This is a genomic window from Serratia sp. DFXYC6, assembly GCF_057196085.1.
In genome coordinates this window covers 209,303-226,744 of the sequence record NZ_JBXUNV010000004.1, presented here as the reverse complement: position 1 = coordinate 226,744, position 17,442 = coordinate 209,303, and the positions used below count along the sequence as shown (strand labels likewise).

Sequence of the window (17,442 nt, the reverse complement as noted above, 5' to 3'; positions counted from 1 at the left end):
ATCGTTTCCGGCGCGCGGAGAAAATCGGCCTCTGGGCTTGAAATCGCGCCGGGCTCCCCCCATCTGTAAAGAATGATTCTGGGGCTGTTTGCCAAAGTGCGCGGGATAAAACAACCGTCGGGTACGTGCGGCGCGGGTCGAATGCTTGAGCATAGTCATCATGGCCGTTCTCAAGTAGAATCGGCGTATTAGGGTGACACCCTGGCCGCCAAGGCAATTTCTATTAGGAGACGGTAATGTCATACAGTGGCGAACGAGATCAATTTGCACCGAACATGGCGCTGGTGCCGATGGTGGTAGAGCAGACTTCACGCGGGGAGCGTTCTTACGACATTTATTCCCGCCTGCTGAAAGAGCGCATCATTTTCCTGACCGGCCAGGTGGAAGATCACATGGCCAACCTGATCGTGGCGCAAATGTTGTTCCTCGAAGCGGAAAGCCCGGAAAAAGACATTTACCTCTACATCAACTCGCCGGGTGGGGTAATTACCGCGGGCATGTCAATTTACGACACCATGAAGTTCATCAAGCCGGACGTCAGCACCATCTGTATGGGCCAGGCGTGCTCGATGGGCTCCTTCCTGCTGACCGCGGGCGCCAAAGGCAAACGTTTCTGCCTGCCGAACTCGCGCGTGATGATTCACCAGCCGCTGGGCGGCTACCAGGGCCAGGCGACGGACATCGAAATCCACGCGCGTGAAATCCTCAAGGTGAAAGCGCGCATGAACGAACTGATGGCCGAGCATACCGGCCAGCCGCTGGAGCAGATCGAGCGCGATACCGAGCGCGATCGCTTTATGACCGCGGACGAAGCCGTGGAATACGGCCTGGTTGACGGCATTCTGACACACCGCAGCTAGAACCACGCGGCGCCGATGGACTATAGTAATCAGAGTGGGCAGGGGCTCGCTCTGTTGTAGCCCCTCGGCGTTCCCGATATGAGTTTGGGCGCACTGCCGCCGTGATTTTCCTGCGGGACAAGACTAAAGAAGAGGTTTGACTGATGACAGATAAGCGCAAAGACGGTTCAGGAAAGCTGCTGTACTGCTCTTTTTGCGGCAAAAGCCAGCATGAAGTGCGTAAGCTGATTGCCGGGCCGTCAGTGTATATCTGCGATGAATGTGTCGATCTGTGTAACGACATTATTCGCGAAGAGATTAAAGAAGTTGCCCCGCATCGTGAGCGCAGTGCGCTGCCGACGCCACACGAAATTCGCCACCACCTGGATGACTACGTCATCGGCCAGGAGCAGGCGAAGAAAGTGCTGGCGGTTGCGGTGTACAACCACTACAAACGCCTGCGCAACGGCGATACCAGCAACGGTATCGAGTTGGGCAAGAGCAACATCTTGCTGATCGGCCCGACCGGCAGCGGCAAGACTCTGCTGGCGGAAACGCTGGCGCGCTTCCTGGACGTGCCGTTCACCATGGCCGACGCCACCACGCTGACCGAAGCCGGTTACGTGGGCGAGGACGTGGAAAATATTATCCAGAAGCTGTTGCAAAAATGTGACTATGACGTGCAGAAAGCGCAGCGCGGCATCGTTTATATCGATGAAATCGATAAGATTTCCCGTAAGTCTGACAACCCGTCGATCACGCGTGACGTCTCGGGTGAAGGCGTGCAGCAGGCGCTGCTGAAGCTGATTGAAGGCACCATCGCCGCGGTTCCACCGCAGGGCGGGCGCAAGCATCCGCAACAGGAATTCCTGCAGGTCGATACTTCCAAGATCCTGTTTATCTGCGGCGGCGCATTTGCCGGCTTGGATAAGGTGATCGGTCAACGCGTCAACACCGGCTCCGGCATCGGCTTCGGCGCGACCGTCAAGGGCGAGTCCGAGAAGGCCACCGAAGGCGAACTGCTGCTGCAGGCCGAACCGGAAGATTTGATCAAGTTTGGTCTGATCCCTGAGTTTATCGGCCGTCTGCCGGTGGTGGCGACCCTGAGCGAGCTGAGCGAGGACGCGCTGATTCAGATCCTGAAAGAGCCGAAGAACGCCCTGACCAAGCAGTATCAGGCGCTGTTCAATCTGGAAGGCGTGGAGCTGGAGTTCCGCGACGAAGCGCTGAACGCCATCGCCAAGAAAGCCATGGCGCGCAAAACCGGCGCCCGCGGCCTGCGTTCCATCGTGGAAGGCGCGCTGCTCGACACCATGTACGATCTGCCGTCGATGGACAGCGTAGACAAAGTGGTGATCGACGAGTCGGTGATCGCCGGCCAATCCAAACCGCTGCTGATTTACGGCAAGCCTGAAGCCCAGGCGTCTGGCGAATAATTAGCCAGTTAAACCAGCGCGTTATCAGCAAAATGGGGGATTTCATCCCCCATTTCTTTTTCCTGCATTCTTGCCGTTGAATGTAAGAGATTCATCCCCATATACTCATTAACCAGATTTTATGAAACGTTAGATGCTTGCGTCTCATGAGATTCCCCCTCAACCTGGCGGAAATTAAACTAAGAGAGAGCTCTATGAACCCTGAGCGTTCCGAACGCATTGAAATCCCCGTTTTGCCATTGCGCGACGTGGTGGTTTATCCGCACATGGTGATCCCGTTATTTGTTGGCCGGGAAAAATCGATTCGGTGCCTCGAAGCCGCAATGGATCACGATAAGAAGATCATGCTGGTGGCACAGAAAGAGGCCTCAACGGATGAACCTGGCATTAACGACTTGTTCTCGGTCGGCACCGTAGCGTCGATCCTGCAGATGCTGAAGCTGCCGGACGGCACGGTAAAAGTGCTGGTCGAGGGGCTGCAGCGCGCACGCATCACTACGCTGTCCGACAGCGGTGAGCATTTCGCCGCGCAGGCGGAATACCTTGAGTCGCCGGCTATCGACGAGCGCGAGCAGGAAGTGCTGGTGCGCACCGCGATCAATCAGTTTGAAGGCTATATCAAACTGAACAAAAAAATCCCGCCGGAGGTGCTGACGTCACTCAACAGCATCGACGACGCCGCGCGCCTGGCGGACACCATCGCCGCCCACATGCCGCTGAAACTCAGCGATAAGCAGTCGGTGCTCGAGATGTCCGACATCACCGAGCGTCTGGAATACCTGATGGCGATGATGGAATCGGAGATCGACCTGCTGCAGGTTGAGAAACGCATCCGTAACCGCGTCAAGAAGCAGATGGAGAAGAGCCAGCGCGAGTACTATCTGAATGAGCAGATGAAGGCGATTCAGAAAGAACTGGGCGAGATGGACGACGCGCCGGACGAGCACGAAGCGCTGAAGCGCAAGATCGATGCGGCGAAAATGCCGAAAGAGGCGCGCGAAAAAACCGAAGCGGAACTGCAAAAGCTGAAGATGATGTCGCCGATGTCGGCGGAAGCGACCGTGGTGCGCGGCTACATCGACTGGATGCTGCAGGTGCCGTGGAATGCGCGCAGCAAGGTGAAAAAAGACCTGAACAAGGCGCAGGAAGTGCTCGATACCGATCACTACGGCCTGGAGCGCGTCAAAGATCGCATCCTCGAGTACCTCGCGGTGCAGAGCCGCGTCAGCAAAATCAAGGGGCCGATCCTGTGTCTGGTGGGGCCGCCGGGCGTGGGTAAAACCTCGCTGGGGCAGTCGATCGCCAAAGCGACCGGTCGCCAGTACGTACGCATGGCGCTGGGCGGCGTGCGTGACGAAGCGGAAATTCGCGGTCACCGTCGTACCTACATCGGTTCGATGCCGGGCAAGCTGATCCAGAAGATGGCCAAGGTTGGGGTGAAGAACCCGCTGTTCCTGCTGGATGAGATCGACAAGATGTCTTCCGACATGCGCGGCGATCCGGCCTCCGCTCTGCTGGAGGTGCTGGATCCGGAACAGAACGTGGCGTTCAACGACCACTACCTGGAAGTGGATTACGATCTGTCCGACGTGATGTTTGTCGCCACCTCGAACTCGATGAACATTCCTGCGCCGCTGCTGGACCGTATGGAAGTGATCCGCCTGTCGGGTTATACCGAGGACGAGAAGCTCAACATCGCCAAACAGCACCTGCTGCCGAAGCAGCTCGAGCGCAATGCGCTGAAAAAAGGCGAGTTGACGGTCGACGACAGCGCCATCATCGGCATTATTCGCTTCTATACCCGCGAAGCCGGGGTGCGCAGCCTGGAGCGTGAAATCTCCAAACTGTGCCGTAAAGCGGTGAAAACGCTGCTGATGGACAAGAAGCGCAAGCATATCGAGATCAACGGCGACAACCTGAAGGATTACCTGGGCGTGCAGCGCGTCGATTACGGCCGTGCGGATACCGAAAACCGCGTGGGGGAAGTCACCGGGCTGGCGTGGACGGAAGTGGGCGGCGATTTGCTGACCATCGAAACCGCCTGCGTGCCGGGCAAAGGCAAGCTGACCTACACCGGTTCTCTGGGTGAAGTGATGCAGGAATCGATTCAGGCGGCGCTGACCGTGGTGCGCGCGCGCGCGGAGAAATTGGGCATCAACGCCGATTTCTACGAGAAACGCGACATCCACGTGCACGTGCCGGAAGGGGCGACGCCGAAAGATGGCCCGAGCGCCGGTATCGCGATGTGCACCGCGCTGGTCTCCTGCCTGACCGGCAACCCGGTACGCGCCGATGTGGCGATGACCGGCGAGATCACGCTGCGCGGTCAGGTGTTGCCGATCGGCGGCCTGAAAGAGAAGCTGCTGGCGGCGCATCGCGGCGGCATCAAAACCGTGCTGATCCCTTACGAGAACAAGCGCGATCTGGAAGAGATTCCGGACAATGTTATCGCCGATCTGGAGATTCATCCGGTGCAGCGAATCGATGAAGTTTTGAACATTGCGTTGCAAAACCCGGCCTTCGGCGCACTGCCGGTAGCGGCAAAATAGTGACGAATCGCAAAAACCATTGATAAAACTTATACTGGCAAGCCATTTCGGACTTGCCAGTATTTTTTTGTACCGCTAAGTTAGATCTCTGTCGGCCCGCGTTTTGTCACCCAGTCGGTGGCTTGCCAAGGTTCGATGGGATTGATATAACAGCTGCGCTGTCGCAACCGTAGGGATTTTTCGGTGCGACGATAGAATTCTAGAGGGGATGATAGAGTGAATAAGTCACAACTGATCGACAAGATTGCCGCAGGTGCTGATATTTCCAAAGCGGCAGCGGGACGTGCTTTAGACGCAGTAATCGCTTCCGTTACCGACTCCCTGAAAGCAGGGGATGACGTGGCTCTGGTAGGTTTCGGTTCCTTTACCGTGCGTGAACGTTCGGCCCGTACCGGCCGCAACCCGCAAACCGGTAAAGAGATCAAGATCGCGGCAGCCAAAGTACCTGCCTTCCGTGCAGGGAAAGCGCTGAAAGACGCTGTAAACTGATTTAGCGTCTAACCGTTTAGCGTAACAGGGTTTTGTAATAAACAATCACCTGACGCAGCGGTGCTGGTAAGGTAAGATACAAGGCGCATCGGACTGATGCGCTTTTTTTATTTTTGTCGCAGGGAACGCGCCTGCGCAAGGGTTGTTAATCCACATCACAGCGGAGTGTTGTCACACTATGATGGACAATTTACGCGCGGCTGCCAATCACGTCGTGCTCAAAATCATCCTGGCCCTGATCATCCTGTCATTCGTTCTGACCGGGGTGGGTAACTACCTGATCGGCGGCTCCGGCGATTATGCTGCGAAAGTAAATGGTCAGACGATCGAACGCGCTCAGCTGGAACAGGCTTTCCAAAGTGAGCGCAGCCGCATGCAGCAGCAGCTGGGTGACCAGTTCTCTGCGCTGGCCGGCAACGAAGGCTACATGCAGCAGATGCGCCGTCAGGTGTTGTCCCAGTTGATCGACAACATGCTGCTCGACCAGTATGCCAAGAAGCTGGGCCTGGCGGTCAGCGACGATCAGATCAAGGACGCCATCCGCAAGGCGCCTTACTTCCAGACCAACGGCCAGTTCGATAACGCCAAATATCTCGATCTGATTGGCCGCATGGGCTACACCGCCGACAACTTCGCGCAGTCGATGCGTCAGCAGTTGGTCAATCAACAGGTGATCCAGGCCTTCGGCGAGTCCGGTTTCGTGCTGCCGTCTGAATCGCAAGCCATGGCGGCGCTGGTGCTGCAGGAGCGCGACGTGCGCCTGGCGACCATCGATTTGAAAGCGCTGCAGGCGAAACAGAGCGCCGGCGACGACGAACTGAAGGCGTATTACGATCAGAACAAGAACAGCTTCATCGCCCCGGAGCAGGTGAAGGTGAGCTATATCCCGCTGGACGCCGCGTCCATGCAGGACAAGGTGAAAGTGAGCGAAGAGGACATCAACGCTTACTACGACCAGCACAAGAGCAGCTACGGCCAGCCGGAGCGTAAAAACTACAGCGTGATCCAGCTGAAAACCGAGGCGGAAGCCAACGCGGCGCTGGATGAGCTGAAGAAGGGCGCCGATTTCGCCACCCTGGCGAAAGAAAAATCCACCGACATCATCTCACGCCGCACCGGCGGCGAGCTGGGTTGGCTGGAGCCGGAAACCACCGCCGACGAACTGAAGCAGGCTAACCTGACCGAGAAAGGGCAGCTGTCTGGCGTAGTGAAATCCTCCGTCGGCTACCTGATCGTGCGTTTGAACGACATCGAACCTGAGAAACTGAAACCGCTGAGCGAAGTGCATGACGCCATCGCCAAGCAGGTGCAGCAGGAGAAAGCGGTAGACGCCTATTACGCGCTGCAGCAGAAGGTGAGCGAAGCGGCGACCAGCGACAACGAATCTTTGGCCTCGGCTGAGGAAGCGGCCGGCGTGAAAGCGGCGCAAAGCGACTGGTTCACCCGCGACAACATCCCTGCCGCGCTGAACTTCAAACCGGTGGTGCAGGCGATCTTCGACGGCTCGCTGATCGGCGAGAACGGCGCGCCGGGCAGCAACTCCGACGTGATCACCGTAGACGGCGACCGCGCTTTCGTGGTGCGCGTGAGCGGCCACAAGCCGGAAGGCATCGAACCGTTCGACCAGGTAAAAGACCGCGTGGCGGAACTGGTGAAACGCAACAAGGCGCTGCAGGCAGCGAAGCTGCAGGGCGAGAAGCTGCTGGTTGAGCTGAAGCAGGGCAAGGGCGACGAAGCGATGAAAGCCGCCGGCCTGAGCTTTGGCGCCGTGCAGAAGATGGCGCGCGCGCCGGAAGACAGCCAGCTGGTGGAGAGCGTGTTCGCGCTGCCACACCCGCAGGACGGTAAGCCGGTTTACGGCATGTCGCAGGATCGTCAGGACAACGTGGTGCTGATTGCGCTTGATGCGGTGAAGCCAGGCACGCTGCCGGAAGATGAAATGAAAACCTTCGTCGGCAAGATGGAAGAGGGCGCGACCGGCGTTTCCTTCGATTCACTGCTGGCGAGCCTGCGTAAAGAAGCCAAGATCAAAATGGGCGCCGCTGAGCAACAGCCTCAGTAATCGCCGCATTTTTCTGCAACGCAGTGCAACAAACAAAGGCCGCTTTCGCGGCCTTTTCCATATCTGACATCCGTCGATTGCTGAATATTCGCCGCCGCGGCAAGGTAGCCGTGCTGTCACACACAAGGAGGATACAGCATGCAATATTCAGAGAAAAAAGCGTTTTTCGGTTACCGTCGTCACGTTAACGCCGCGCTGACCGCGCTGTTGTTATGCCTGGCCGGCCCGGCCGCCGCGGTGGAAAAAAACGAGGCGCCGATGCTCTCAACACCGGCGAGCCATGGCGGACAATCGGTGATGACCAAGGCAACCGAAGAGGCGGCGGTCAGCATCAATCAGGCCACTGCCGAACAACTGGCCGCCGCCTTGAGCGGCGTCGGCCTGAAGAAGGCGGAAGGCATCGTGCGCTATCGCGAACAGAACGGGCCGTTCACCCAGGTTGAGCAGTTACAGGAGGTACCGGGCATCGGGCCGGCGCTGTTTGAGAAGAACCGCACCCGGCTGAAAATGTGATCCCGGTCGCGGCTGCGTGGCAAAATGGCGCTGAGGCCGTGACTCCTCTGCTACATTTTACAGGTCTTACCAGTTTGGCGCGTTGACCAAACGGGCGAGGGAGCCAGCGCGGCTCCCTCTTTCTGTAATCACCAGGCAGGAGCGATCGTTCCCTATGCAAACCTTTATCAAAGTTCGCGGTTATCACCTTGATGTTTACCAGCACGTTAACAACGCCCGCTATCTGGAGTTTCTGGAAGAGGCGCGTTGGGACTGGTTGGAGAACGAAGCCGGGTTCCGCTGGATGACGGAAAACAACATCGCTTTCATCGTGGTGAACATCAATATCAATTACCGCAGCCCGGCGGTATTGGGGGATAAGCTGCGTATCGACAGCCAGATGGTGCAGCTCAACGGCAAGAGCGGGGTGCTGAGCCAAAAGGTGACGCAGGATCCGGCGGGGACGCCGGTGGCAGACGCGCTGCTGACTTTCGTGTGCGTCGATCTGAAAACGCAGCGTGCGCTGCCGATCGAAGGAGAATTGCGCGAGCACCTGGAGGCGCTCACGCTGAAGGATAATCCGCAGTAAGCTCACGGGCGGCATAGGCTGCCGCCGTCACTGCCCTCAGGCCAGGCCGGCTTTCTGCTTCAACGCCGCCATCACTTCTGCCTGGTTGGCCCGGTACTGCGTCAGGCCATTGGCGCGCAGGTTGCAGGCGGCGCACTCGCCGCAGCCGTCACCCTTGATGCCGTTGTAGCAGGTCAGCGTATCCTGGCGTACGCGATCCAGCTGGTGGTAATAATCCGCCAGCGCCCAGGTCTCGGCCTTGTTCAGCCACATCAGCGGCGTTTCGAAGCGGATATCGCGGGCGATGCCCAGCGTCACCGCCTTGTTCAGCGCTTTAACGAACTCGTCGCGGCAATCCGGGTAGCCGGAGAAATCGGTTTCACACACGCCGGTGATCACCGCTTCCGCTTCGACCTGGTAGGCGTAGATCGCCGCCAGCGTCAGGAACAGGATGTTGCGGCCCGGTACGAAGGTGCTCGGCAGCGCATTTTTCTGGTTGGGATCGTAGGTGGGAACCGGAATATTGTCGCGCGTCAGGCTGCTGACGGCCAGCTCATTGAGCAGCGTTACGTCCAGCACCTTGTGCGCCTTGGCACCGAGGGCTACCGACAGCTCTTGAGCCACTTCAATCTCGGCGCGATGGCGCTGGCCGTAATCGAACGTGACGCAGTGAACTTCGTCATACTGTTGCAATGCCTGGATTAAGCAGGTCGTGGAGTCTTGTCCACCGCTGAAAACGACAACCGCGCGCTTCATAAAATCACCTTTTTGGGCTTTGGCCTCTCCCGATACACATTCGGGCGGCAGGATAAAAATTGCGTTGCGGCGACAATAGTAGCAGAAAGGGCCGCCAGGCGCAGGGCGGTTCGGCTCAGGCCGGTGCGTTGTCCACCGGCGGCGGCAGCCACGCCTGGCAAAAATCGAACCAGCCGTGGGCGGTCAGCGTGACGCCATGCATGCGCGGCGGCGCGCTGATCTGATACTGGTAGTGGAACAGCGGCGTGATGATGGCGGCGGCCATCAGCCGTTGATAATAGGCCTGCAGCCGTGCGAAACGCGGTTGCTGCGCCTGCAGCTGCTGGATCTGCCGCAGCGTATCCTGTTGCTGCTGCCAGCGGCTTTCCGTCAGGATGCCGCGCCACAGCGTATCCTGCCGCAGCCAGCTCTCCAGCGTCGCCTCCGGCGCTTCGCCGATCAGGTTGTCCGCCAGCAGCAGATCGGCCTGGGCGATCTGTTCCTCGCTTTGCCAGCGCTTGCCGGCATAGTAACGCACTTCCAGCTCGCAGCCGTGCTGCGCGAGCAACCGCTGTAGCGCGGCCGTCACCGTTTCCAGCTCGACCGGCGGCCGATACAGCAGCGTCAGCCGGGCGGGCAGGGCGACATCCTCTTCGACCTGTTGGTGGGGGATGCGCCAGCCGGGCAGCATTTCATGGCTGGGGGTGATCACGCTGTTGGGGATCGGCAGATGGCTCAGCAGGCCGGACTGCTGGATCAGCATCAGCAGCTTTTGCCCCTGGGCTTCGTTCAGCACGCCGTGGCGCAGGTTCAGCGCCAGATAACACCAGCCCAGGCTCATGCTGCGCTGCACCGGCCGGGCCTGCGCCAAATCGTCTTGCTGGCCTATGGTGATGCGCACCGGATGCTGGCAACTGGTGTAGGTGCCGGCGGTAGGCAAATCGGGGGTGATCCAGTATTCGATGGTATCCAGATACGGATGCTGCAGATGATAACCGGCGTGCTGTTCCAGCCGCACCAGCTGCGGCTCATTCAGTGTCAGCTTGAACGGGCCGGCGCCGATGGCCGGCAGCTCCGGGTGAGTCATCAGGCAAGGCAGCTCCGCCAGCCGGTGGGCCATCCAGTAGTCCGGCAGGTGCAGATCGAACTGAATACACAACGGATGCGGCAGGCTGATGCGCGTGACGTTGGCCAGGCTCGGTTGGCTGCGCGGATGGCGCTGCAGTTTTTCCAGCGTTTGCAGCAGTTGGTGGCCGGTCAACGGTTCGCCGTTGTGCCAGCGCAGCTGGCTGCGCAGAAAGAAGCGCCAGCGCAGGCCGCGATCGCTAATCTGCCAATGGTGCGCCAGATCGGGCTGCGGTTCCGGGTTACCGGTCATCAGGCGCGTCAGTCCGGCGTGCAGGGTCGACACCAGATGTTGTTCGGCGCGGCCGGTCAACGTGAGCGGGTCGAGCGCTTCCAGCGTGCGGTAATAGGGAATGCGCAGCGTCGGGCTGCCGGCCTGCCATTGCCCGCCGAGGTGCGGGCTGAGCAGATCCTGCAGGTGCTGCGGATCGAGCTGCGCCATCTCCAGCGCCCCCTGATGATTGCCCTGTTGCAGCAGCTGTTGAAGCAGCTGCGCGCGCAGTTCATCCGGGGTTTTCAGGCAGTGCAGGCGAGCGCGCTTACTGCGGCCGGGCTGCGAATGCCAGCTCAGCCAGCCCTGATCCTGCAGCTGCTGCACCAGCGTGCGGGCATGGCGTTCGCTGCAGTAGAACATCGCCGCCAGCTCGCCGATGGTCACGGCGACCGGCGCGCTGCCGAGCTGTTGATACAGGCGTTGATATTGGCTGAGGCGGTGAACCAGGCGCATGGGCAGAAATCCGGAACAGTTTTCTCAAATTGTTCACTATTACTTCCGCAAATACCATCCCATACTGCAGTGATTGTAATCGCGTTCACATTCATGAGGTCTTTATGTATCGCCTGGCAGCTTTCGATATGGACGGCACGCTGTTGATGCCGGATCACCGGGTTGGCCCGGAAACGCTGGCGGTGCTGAACCAGCTGGTGGAGCGGGAGATGGTGGTGACGTTCGCCACCGGGCGCCACTACCTCGATGCGCAACCGATCATGGCGCAACTGGGGCTGCAGGGGTACCTGATCACCGGCAACGGCACGCGGGTATATGACAACCGTGGCCAACAGCTGCACGCCACCGACCTGCCGGCGGCGGTGGCCGAAGAGGTGCTGCATCATCATTGGCGCACCCGCGCCAGCATGCATGTATTCCGCGACGAAGGTTGGCTGACCGAGTTTCCCGTGCCGGAAGAGATGCTGCGGGCGCATCACCTGAGCGGTTTTCGTTTTCAACTGGCCGATGTGCGCCGTCTGCCGGCGTTCGGCAACAGCAAGGTGTGCTTTGTCGCGCCACATGAGGAGTTGCTGGCGTTGCAGGTGCAGCTGCGGGCGCAATTGGGCGATGAGGCAGACCTGTGCTTTTCCGCCTACGACTGTTTGGAGGTGCTGCCGCTCGGTTGCAACAAAGGCACGGCGCTGGAGCGGCTGAGCCGTTATCTGGGGCTGACGATGGCCGACTGCATGGCGTTCGGCGACGCGATGAACGACAAAGAGATGCTGGGAGCGGTGGGGCACGGCGTGGTGATGGGAAACGCCCTGCCGCAGCTGAAATCCCTGCTGCCGCAGCTACCGGTTATCGGCCATTGCCAACAACAGGCGGTGGCTCACTATTTACAACATTGGCTGCGTTCACCTTGCCTCACCTATTCCCCCGAAGAATGAGGTTCTCCTTACAGCCGGCCGGGTATGACTACCCGGCTTTTTTTTTACCCGAAGCCTGGCGTTACAAATCCGCCAGCTGCGCGAGATACGGCTGCAGATCGCCGATGTTGTTGCTGACCCATTCCGGGTTGTAATAAGTATCCAGATAACGCTCGCCGCTGTCGCACAGCAGGGTAACGATCGACCCTTGCTCGCCGTTTTCCCGCATCTGCTTCGCCAACTGCAGCGCACCCCAAACGTTGGTGCCGGTAGAGGCGCCAACCTTGCGGCCCAGCACGCCTTCCAGCCAGTGAATGGTGGCGACGCTGGCGGCATCCGGCACGCGCAGCATGTTGTCGACCACCGACGGGATGAACGACGGCTCGGCGCGCGGGCGGCCGATGCCTTCGATACGGCTGCCGCAGCTGCCGATCAGGGTGCGATCGCCGTGGTGGAAGCAGTCATAGAACACCGAGTTTTCCGGATCGACCACCGTCAATTGGGTGTCGTGCCCCTGATAGCGGATGTAGCGCCCCAGCGTGGCAGAGGTGCCGCCGGTGCCGGCGCTCATCACGATGTGTTTCGGCACCGGGAAAGGTTCGCGCGCCATCTGGCGGAAGATGCTGTCGGCGATGTTGTTGTTGCCGCGCCAGTCGGTGGCGCGCTCGGCGTAGGTGAACTGATCCATATAGTGGCCGTTCAGCTCTTTCGCCAGCTGTTCGGAGGCAGCGTAGATTTGGGCGGCATGATCGACGAAGTGACAGCGGCCGCCGTAAAAGGCGATCTGTTCCACCTTGCGGCGCGCGGTGCAGGACGGCATTACCGCGATGAACGGCAGGCCGATCAGACGGGCGAAGTAGGCTTCGGACACCGCGGTGCTGCCGGACGAGGCCTCGATGATGGTGGTGTTCTCGGTGATCCAGCCGTTGCACAGGCCATAAAGGAACAGCGAGCGCGCCAGGCGGTGTTTCAGGCTGCCGGTCGGGTGGGTGCTCTCGTCTTTCAGGTACAGGCAGATGCCGGGAAACGCCGGCAGGTTCAGGCGAATCAGGTGCGTATCGGCGGAGCGCTGAAAATCCGCTTCTATTTCACCGATAGCATATTTTACCCAAGAGTTTGTCATGATATGGCCTCAGAATAGGGGGCTGGTTTATGGCGTAGCATAGCCTGTCGGCGGGAAAAAAGGATTGCCATTTTCCCTGTTTAATCGCCTAATGGGAGAAAATTTTTCTCCGGGTGGCCGCTATGTTAGATAAAACAGACCGTAAGCTGCTGTGCATGCTGCAGCAAGATTGCACCCAGTCGCTGCAGGCGCTGGCCGATGCGGTTAATTTGACCTCTACGCCATGCTGGAAGCGCCTGAAGCGTCTGGAAGACGAAGGCTATATCCGCGGCCGGGTGGCCTTGCTGGATAATGAAAAGCTCGGCCTGGGGCTGACGGCGTTCGTGCTGATCAAGACCCAGCAGCACAGCAGCGAGTGGTATCAGGCGTTTGTGCAGCTGACCAGCCAGATGCCCGAGGTGCTGGCGTTCTACCGGATGGCGGGAGAGTACGACTACCTTATGCAGGTCGAAGTGGCGGACATGAAAAGCTACGACGGCTTTTATAAGCGCCTGGTGAACGGCGTACCGGGCCTTATTGACGTCACCTCGAGCTTTGCCATGGAAAAAATCAAATACACCACTGCGCTGCCGGTGCCGGAGTGAAAAGTTAACCGGACGGGCGGCTCAACGGTGGTATCCTGCTCTGCTGAAGCAGAAAAAGAGACAAATCCCATAAAATCCTGGAATCAAACTGCGTGAGATTATTTGCACAAATCGGCTGGTACTTCCGCCGGGAGTGGCGCCGCTACCTCGGGGCGGTGGTGCTGCTGATCGTCATCGCCATCCTGCAACTGTTGCCGCCTAAGCTGGTCGGCATCATCGTGGATGGCGTCACCGAAAAACAGATGTCCACCGGCGTGCTGTTGGCCTGGCTCGGGCTGATGATCGGCACCGCGATAGTCGTTTACCTGCTGCGCTATGTGTGGCGGGTGCTGCTGTTCGGCGCTTCCTACCAGCTGGCGGTCGAACTGCGCGAAAACTTTTACCGCCAGCTCAGCCGACAAAACCCGGCGTTCTACCTGCGCCATCGCACCGGCGACCTGATGGCGCGCGCCACCAACGATGTGGATCGCGTGGTGTTCGCCGCCGGTGAAGGCGTGCTGACGTTGGTGGATTCGCTGGTGATGGGGGTGGTGGTGCTGGTGGTGATGAGCACCCAAATCAGCTGGCAGCTGACGGTGTTGGCGTTAATCCCGATGCCGCTGATGGCGATCGCCATCAAATATTACGGCGACCAGCTGCACCAGCGCTTTAAATCGGCGCAGGCGGCGTTTTCCAGCCTGAACGATCAGGCGCAGGAAAGCATGACCAGCATCCGCATGATCAAGGCCTTCGGGCTGGAAGATCACCAATCCAACCGTTTCGCCGACGTCGCGGCGCAGACCGGGGCCAAGAACATGCACGTGGCGCGGGTGGATGCGCGCTTCGATCCGACCATTTATATCGCCATCGGCGCCTCTAACCTGTTGGCTATCGGCGGCGGCAGCTGGATGGTAGTGAACGGTTCGCTGACGCTCGGGCAACTGACCAGCTTTGTGATGTACCTCGGCCTGATGATCTGGCCAATGCTGGCGCTGGCCTGGATGTTCAATATCGTCGAGCGCGGCAGCGCGGCCTACAGCCGCATCCGCAGCCTGCTCGACGAGGCGCCGGCGGTGCAGGATGGCCCGCAGGCGTTGCCGGCCGGGCGCGGCGTGCTGGAGGTGGATATCCGCGCGTTCCACTACCCGGAAAACCCGCATCCGGCGCTGCACGATGTGGCGCTGACGCTGAAACCAGGGCAAATGCTGGGGCTGTGCGGGCCGACCGGGGCCGGCAAATCGACGCTGCTGTCGCTGATCCAGCGCCAGTTCGACGTCGATCAAGGGCAGATCCGCTATCACGGCCTGCCGTTGCCGCAGGTCAAACTCGACGACTGGCGTTCGCGGCTGTCGGTGGTGAGCCAAACGCCGTTCCTGTTCTCCGATACCGTGGCGAACAACATCGCGCTGGGCCAGCCGGGGGCGACGCAGGCGCAGATTGAACAGGCGGCGCGGCTGGCCAGCGTCCATGAGGACATTCTGCGGCTGCCGCAGGGCTATGACACCGAAGTGGGCGAACGCGGCGTGATGCTGTCGGGCGGGCAGAAACAGCGCATCTCCATCGCGCGCGCGCTGCTGCTGGATGCGGAGATCCTGATCCTCGACGATGCGCTATCGGCGGTGGATGGCCGTACCGAACACCAGATCCTGCATAACCTGCGCAGCTGGGGGCAAGATCGCACGGTGATCATCAGCGCACACCGGCTGTCGGCATTAACCGAGGCCAGCGAAATCCTGGTGATGCAGCACGGCGGCGTGGCGCAGCGCGGCGATCCGGCGGCGCTGGCGGCACAGCCGGGCTGGTATCGCGATATGTACCGCTATCAGCAGCTGGAAGCGGCGCTGGACGAAGCGCCGGAAAACGGCGAGGAGGCGTTGGCCGATGAATAAAGTGCAAAAGCTGTGGCCGACGCTGAAGCGCCTGCTGGCCTACGGTTCGCCGTACCGCAAACCGTTGGGGGTGGCGGTGCTGATGCTGTGGGTGGCGGCGGCGGCGGAAGTCGCCGGGCCGATCCTGGTGAGCTATTTTATCGATAATTACGTCGCCAAAGGGCAACTGCCGCTGATGATCGTCGGCGGGCTGGCGGCGGCCTACATTCTGCTGGAGCTGCTGGCGGCGGCGCTGCACTACTTCCAGGCGCTGCTGTTCAACCAGGCGGCGGTAGGCGTGGTGCAGCGGCTGCGCACCGACGTGATGGACGCCGCGCTGCGCCAGCCGCTCAGCGCCTTCGACACGCAACCGGTCGGGCAATTGATCTCGCGCGTCACCAACGACACCGAAGTGATCAAGGACCTGTACGTGATGGTGGTCTCCACGGTGCTGAAAAGCGCCGCGCTGATCGGCGCCATGCTGGTGGCGATGTTCAGCCTCGACTGGCGCATGGCGCTGGTGGCTATCTGCATCTTCCCTGCGGTGTTTGTGGTGATGGGCATCTATCAATACTACAGCACGCCGATTGTGCGCCGGGTGCGCAGTTATCTGGCGGACATCAACGACGGCTTCAACGAAGTGATCAACGGCATGGGCGTGATCCAGCAGTTCCGCCAGCAGGTGCGCTTCGGCGAGCGCATGAGCGCCGCCAGCCAGTCGCACTATCTCGCGCGCATGCAGACCCTGCGGCTCGACGGTTTTCTGCTGCGGCCGCTGCTCAGCCTGTTTTCGGCGCTGGTGCTGTGCGGTTTGCTGATGTTGTTCGGCTTCAGCGGTGAAGGCGTGATTGGCGTCGGCGTACTCTATGCCTTCATCAACTACCTGGGGCGTTTGAACGAACCGTTGATCGAGCTGACGTCACAACAGTCGATCCTGCAGCAGGCGGTGGTGGCCGGCGAACGCATTTTCGAACTGATGGATCGCAGCCAGCAGAGTTACGGTACCGACGATAGTCCGTTGGCCGGCGGCCGCATCGACATCACCGATCTGAGCTTCGCTTACCGCGCGGACAAAAAGGTGCTGCAGCATATTTCTCTGTCGGTGCCGTCGCGCGGCTTCGTGGCGCTGGTCGGGCACACCGGCAGCGGCAAGAGCACCTTGGCCAACCTGCTGATGGGTTATTACCCGGTCAGCGAGGGAGAAGTGCGTCTCGATGGCCGCCCGATCTCCAGCTTGTCGCACCGCACGCTGCGCCAGGGCGTGGCGATGGTGCAGCAGGATCCGGTGGTGATCGCCGATTCGGTGCTGGCCAACGTCACGTTGGGGCGCAATATCGAGGAAGACGCCGTTTGGCGAGCGCTGGAAACGGTGCAGCTGGCGGATCTGGTGCGTGGCTTCCCGCAGGGTATTCACACCCGACTGGGGGAGCAGGGCAATAACCTGTCGGTTGGGCAGAAACAGCTGCTGGCGATGGCGCGGGTCTTGGTGCAGGCGCCGCAGATCCTGATCCTCGACGAGGCGACCGCCAATATCGACTCGGGCACCGAGCAGGCTATCCAGCGCGCGCTGCGCGTGATCCGCGAGCACACCACGCTGGTGGTGATCGCTCACCGCCTCTCGACGATCGTCGATGCCGATTCCATTCTGGTGCTGCATCGCGGCCAGGCGGTGGAGCAGGGCAACCATCAACAGCTGCTGGCGCAGCAGGGGCGCTACTACCAGATGTATCAGCTGCAGCTGGCGGGCGAGCAGTTGGCGGAAGCGGTGCGCGAGGAGAGCCAACCCGCCTGATCCCACGGGCCGCGATCGCGGCCCTTATTTTTCCCAACGCACCACAAGCAGGCAACTCCGCCAGGCTACGCCCCCTTTCTGCACTTTTTCGACGCGACACGCACCAAATCAGTGCGCATTATTTAACCCATTCAAGGTATCGGTACTGCGCCGCGCCGCGGCGGCG

14 protein-coding genes are annotated in these 17,442 nt (G+C 60.2%); 11 read left to right on the top strand and 3 right to left on the bottom strand.

Translation table 11 applies throughout. The annotated features are described in order from the left end of the window. The first annotated feature begins 236 nt into the window (after positions 1-236). The 7 genes from clpP to AC2CGQ_RS20005 all read left to right on the top strand — a co-directional run bounded on the left by clpP (position 237) and on the right by AC2CGQ_RS20005 (position 8,456). Positions 237-860, top strand: a complete 624-nt coding sequence (gene clpP / locus AC2CGQ_RS20035) for an ATP-dependent Clp endopeptidase proteolytic subunit ClpP (RefSeq protein ID WP_015376845.1) — start codon at positions 237-239, stop codon at positions 858-860. 143 nt (positions 861-1,003) lie between these two features. Next, complete coding sequence (clpX, locus tag AC2CGQ_RS20030) at positions 1,004-2,275, top strand: ATP-dependent protease ATP-binding subunit ClpX (RefSeq protein WP_004940354.1); 1,272 nt, start codon at positions 1,004-1,006, stop codon at positions 2,273-2,275. Positions 2,276-2,469: 194 nt separating this feature from the next. Beyond that, entirely contained in the window at positions 2,470-4,824 is a 2,355-nt protein-coding gene (gene lon, locus AC2CGQ_RS20025; RefSeq protein ID WP_004940352.1) for an endopeptidase La, read from the top strand. A gap of 216 nt (positions 4,825-5,040) precedes the next feature. Further along, entirely contained in the window at positions 5,041-5,313 is a 273-nt protein-coding gene (hupB, locus tag AC2CGQ_RS20020; RefSeq protein ID WP_004940351.1) for a nucleoid-associated protein HU-beta, read from the top strand. Positions 5,314-5,491: 178 nt separating this feature from the next. Further along, positions 5,492-7,375: a peptidylprolyl isomerase gene (gene ppiD / locus AC2CGQ_RS20015; protein WP_004940347.1), complete on the top strand. Its 1,884-nt coding sequence runs from the start codon at positions 5,492-5,494 to the stop codon at positions 7,373-7,375. 138 nt (positions 7,376-7,513) lie between these two features. After that, positions 7,514-7,888 (top strand): ComEA family DNA-binding protein, encoded by a 375-nt coding sequence (locus AC2CGQ_RS20010; protein ID WP_004940345.1) that lies wholly within the window; start codon positions 7,514-7,516, stop codon positions 7,886-7,888. Positions 7,889-8,042: 154 nt separating this feature from the next. Continuing rightward, positions 8,043-8,456, top strand: coding sequence for an acyl-CoA thioesterase (locus tag AC2CGQ_RS20005; RefSeq protein WP_099982376.1), 414 nt, complete (start codon positions 8,043-8,045; stop codon positions 8,454-8,456). Between the two features lie 36 nt (positions 8,457-8,492). Here the strand turns inward: AC2CGQ_RS20005 and queC are convergent, their stop codons facing one another. Next, entirely contained in the window at positions 8,493-9,191 is a 699-nt protein-coding gene (queC, locus tag AC2CGQ_RS20000) for a 7-cyano-7-deazaguanine synthase QueC (protein ID WP_015376848.1), read from the bottom strand. A gap of 115 nt (positions 9,192-9,306) precedes the next feature. Next, positions 9,307-11,022 (bottom strand): SgrR family transcriptional regulator, encoded by a 1,716-nt coding sequence (locus AC2CGQ_RS19995; RefSeq protein WP_484593833.1) that lies wholly within the window; start codon positions 11,020-11,022, stop codon positions 9,307-9,309. Between the two features lie 104 nt (positions 11,023-11,126). On the opposite strand from AC2CGQ_RS19995, the gene cof reads away from it, so the two are divergent. Then, positions 11,127-11,951 carry an HMP-PP phosphatase gene (gene cof, locus AC2CGQ_RS19990; RefSeq protein ID WP_021504670.1) on the top strand — a complete coding sequence of 275 codons (825 nt, stop codon included), beginning with the start codon at positions 11,127-11,129 and terminating at the stop codon, positions 11,949-11,951. A gap of 61 nt (positions 11,952-12,012) precedes the next feature. Here cof and AC2CGQ_RS19985 read toward each other — a convergent pair whose 3' ends face one another. Next, positions 12,013-13,053, bottom strand: a complete 1,041-nt coding sequence (locus AC2CGQ_RS19985) for a PLP-dependent cysteine synthase family protein (protein WP_015376851.1) — start codon at positions 13,051-13,053, stop codon at positions 12,013-12,015. 122 nt (positions 13,054-13,175) lie between these two features. Between AC2CGQ_RS19985 and AC2CGQ_RS19980 the strand changes: the two genes are divergently transcribed. The 3 genes from AC2CGQ_RS19980 (at position 13,176) to smdB (ending at position 17,276) form a co-directional block, all read left to right on the top strand. Further along, entirely contained in the window at positions 13,176-13,637 is a 462-nt protein-coding gene (locus tag AC2CGQ_RS19980; RefSeq protein WP_004940330.1) for an Lrp/AsnC family transcriptional regulator, read from the top strand. Positions 13,638-13,729: 92 nt separating this feature from the next. Continuing rightward, positions 13,730-15,505, top strand: a complete 1,776-nt coding sequence (gene smdA, locus AC2CGQ_RS19975) for a multidrug efflux ABC transporter permease/ATP-binding subunit SmdA (RefSeq protein WP_015376852.1) — start codon at positions 13,730-13,732, stop codon at positions 15,503-15,505. Further along, on the top strand, positions 15,498-17,276 hold the full coding sequence (gene smdB / locus AC2CGQ_RS19970) for a multidrug efflux ABC transporter permease/ATP-binding subunit SmdB (protein WP_015376853.1): 1,779 nt from the start codon (positions 15,498-15,500) through the stop codon (positions 17,274-17,276). Before smdA ends, smdB begins: the two co-directional genes overlap by 8 nt. Positions 17,277-17,442: the final 166 nt, after the last annotated feature.

Excerpts from the sequence above, each read along its gene's own strand:
- clpP (WP_015376845.1), top strand. The coding sequence starts at position 237 with ATGTCATACAGTGGCGAACGAGATCAATTTGCACCGAACATGGCGCTG.
- clpX (WP_004940354.1), top strand. The coding sequence starts at position 1,004 with ATGACAGATAAGCGCAAAGACGGTTCAGGAAAGCTGCTGTACTGCTCT.
- lon (WP_004940352.1), top strand. The coding sequence starts at position 2,470 with ATGAACCCTGAGCGTTCCGAACGCATTGAAATCCCCGTTTTGCCATTG.
- ppiD (WP_004940347.1), top strand. The coding sequence starts at position 5,492 with ATGATGGACAATTTACGCGCGGCTGCCAATCACGTCGTGCTCAAAATC.
- AC2CGQ_RS20010 (WP_004940345.1), top strand. The coding sequence starts at position 7,514 with ATGCAATATTCAGAGAAAAAAGCGTTTTTCGGTTACCGTCGTCACGTT.
- AC2CGQ_RS20005 (WP_099982376.1), top strand. The coding sequence starts at position 8,043 with ATGCAAACCTTTATCAAAGTTCGCGGTTATCACCTTGATGTTTACCAG.
- queC (WP_015376848.1), bottom strand. The coding sequence starts at position 9,191 with ATGAAGCGCGCGGTTGTCGTTTTCAGCGGTGGACAAGACTCCACGACC.
- AC2CGQ_RS19995 (WP_484593833.1), bottom strand. The coding sequence starts at position 11,022 with ATGCGCCTGGTTCACCGCCTCAGCCAATATCAACGCCTGTATCAACAG.
- cof (WP_021504670.1), top strand. The coding sequence starts at position 11,127 with ATGTATCGCCTGGCAGCTTTCGATATGGACGGCACGCTGTTGATGCCG.
- AC2CGQ_RS19985 (WP_015376851.1), bottom strand. The coding sequence starts at position 13,053 with ATGACAAACTCTTGGGTAAAATATGCTATCGGTGAAATAGAAGCGGAT.
- AC2CGQ_RS19980 (WP_004940330.1), top strand. The coding sequence starts at position 13,176 with ATGTTAGATAAAACAGACCGTAAGCTGCTGTGCATGCTGCAGCAAGAT.
- smdB (WP_015376853.1), top strand. The coding sequence starts at position 15,498 with ATGAATAAAGTGCAAAAGCTGTGGCCGACGCTGAAGCGCCTGCTGGCC.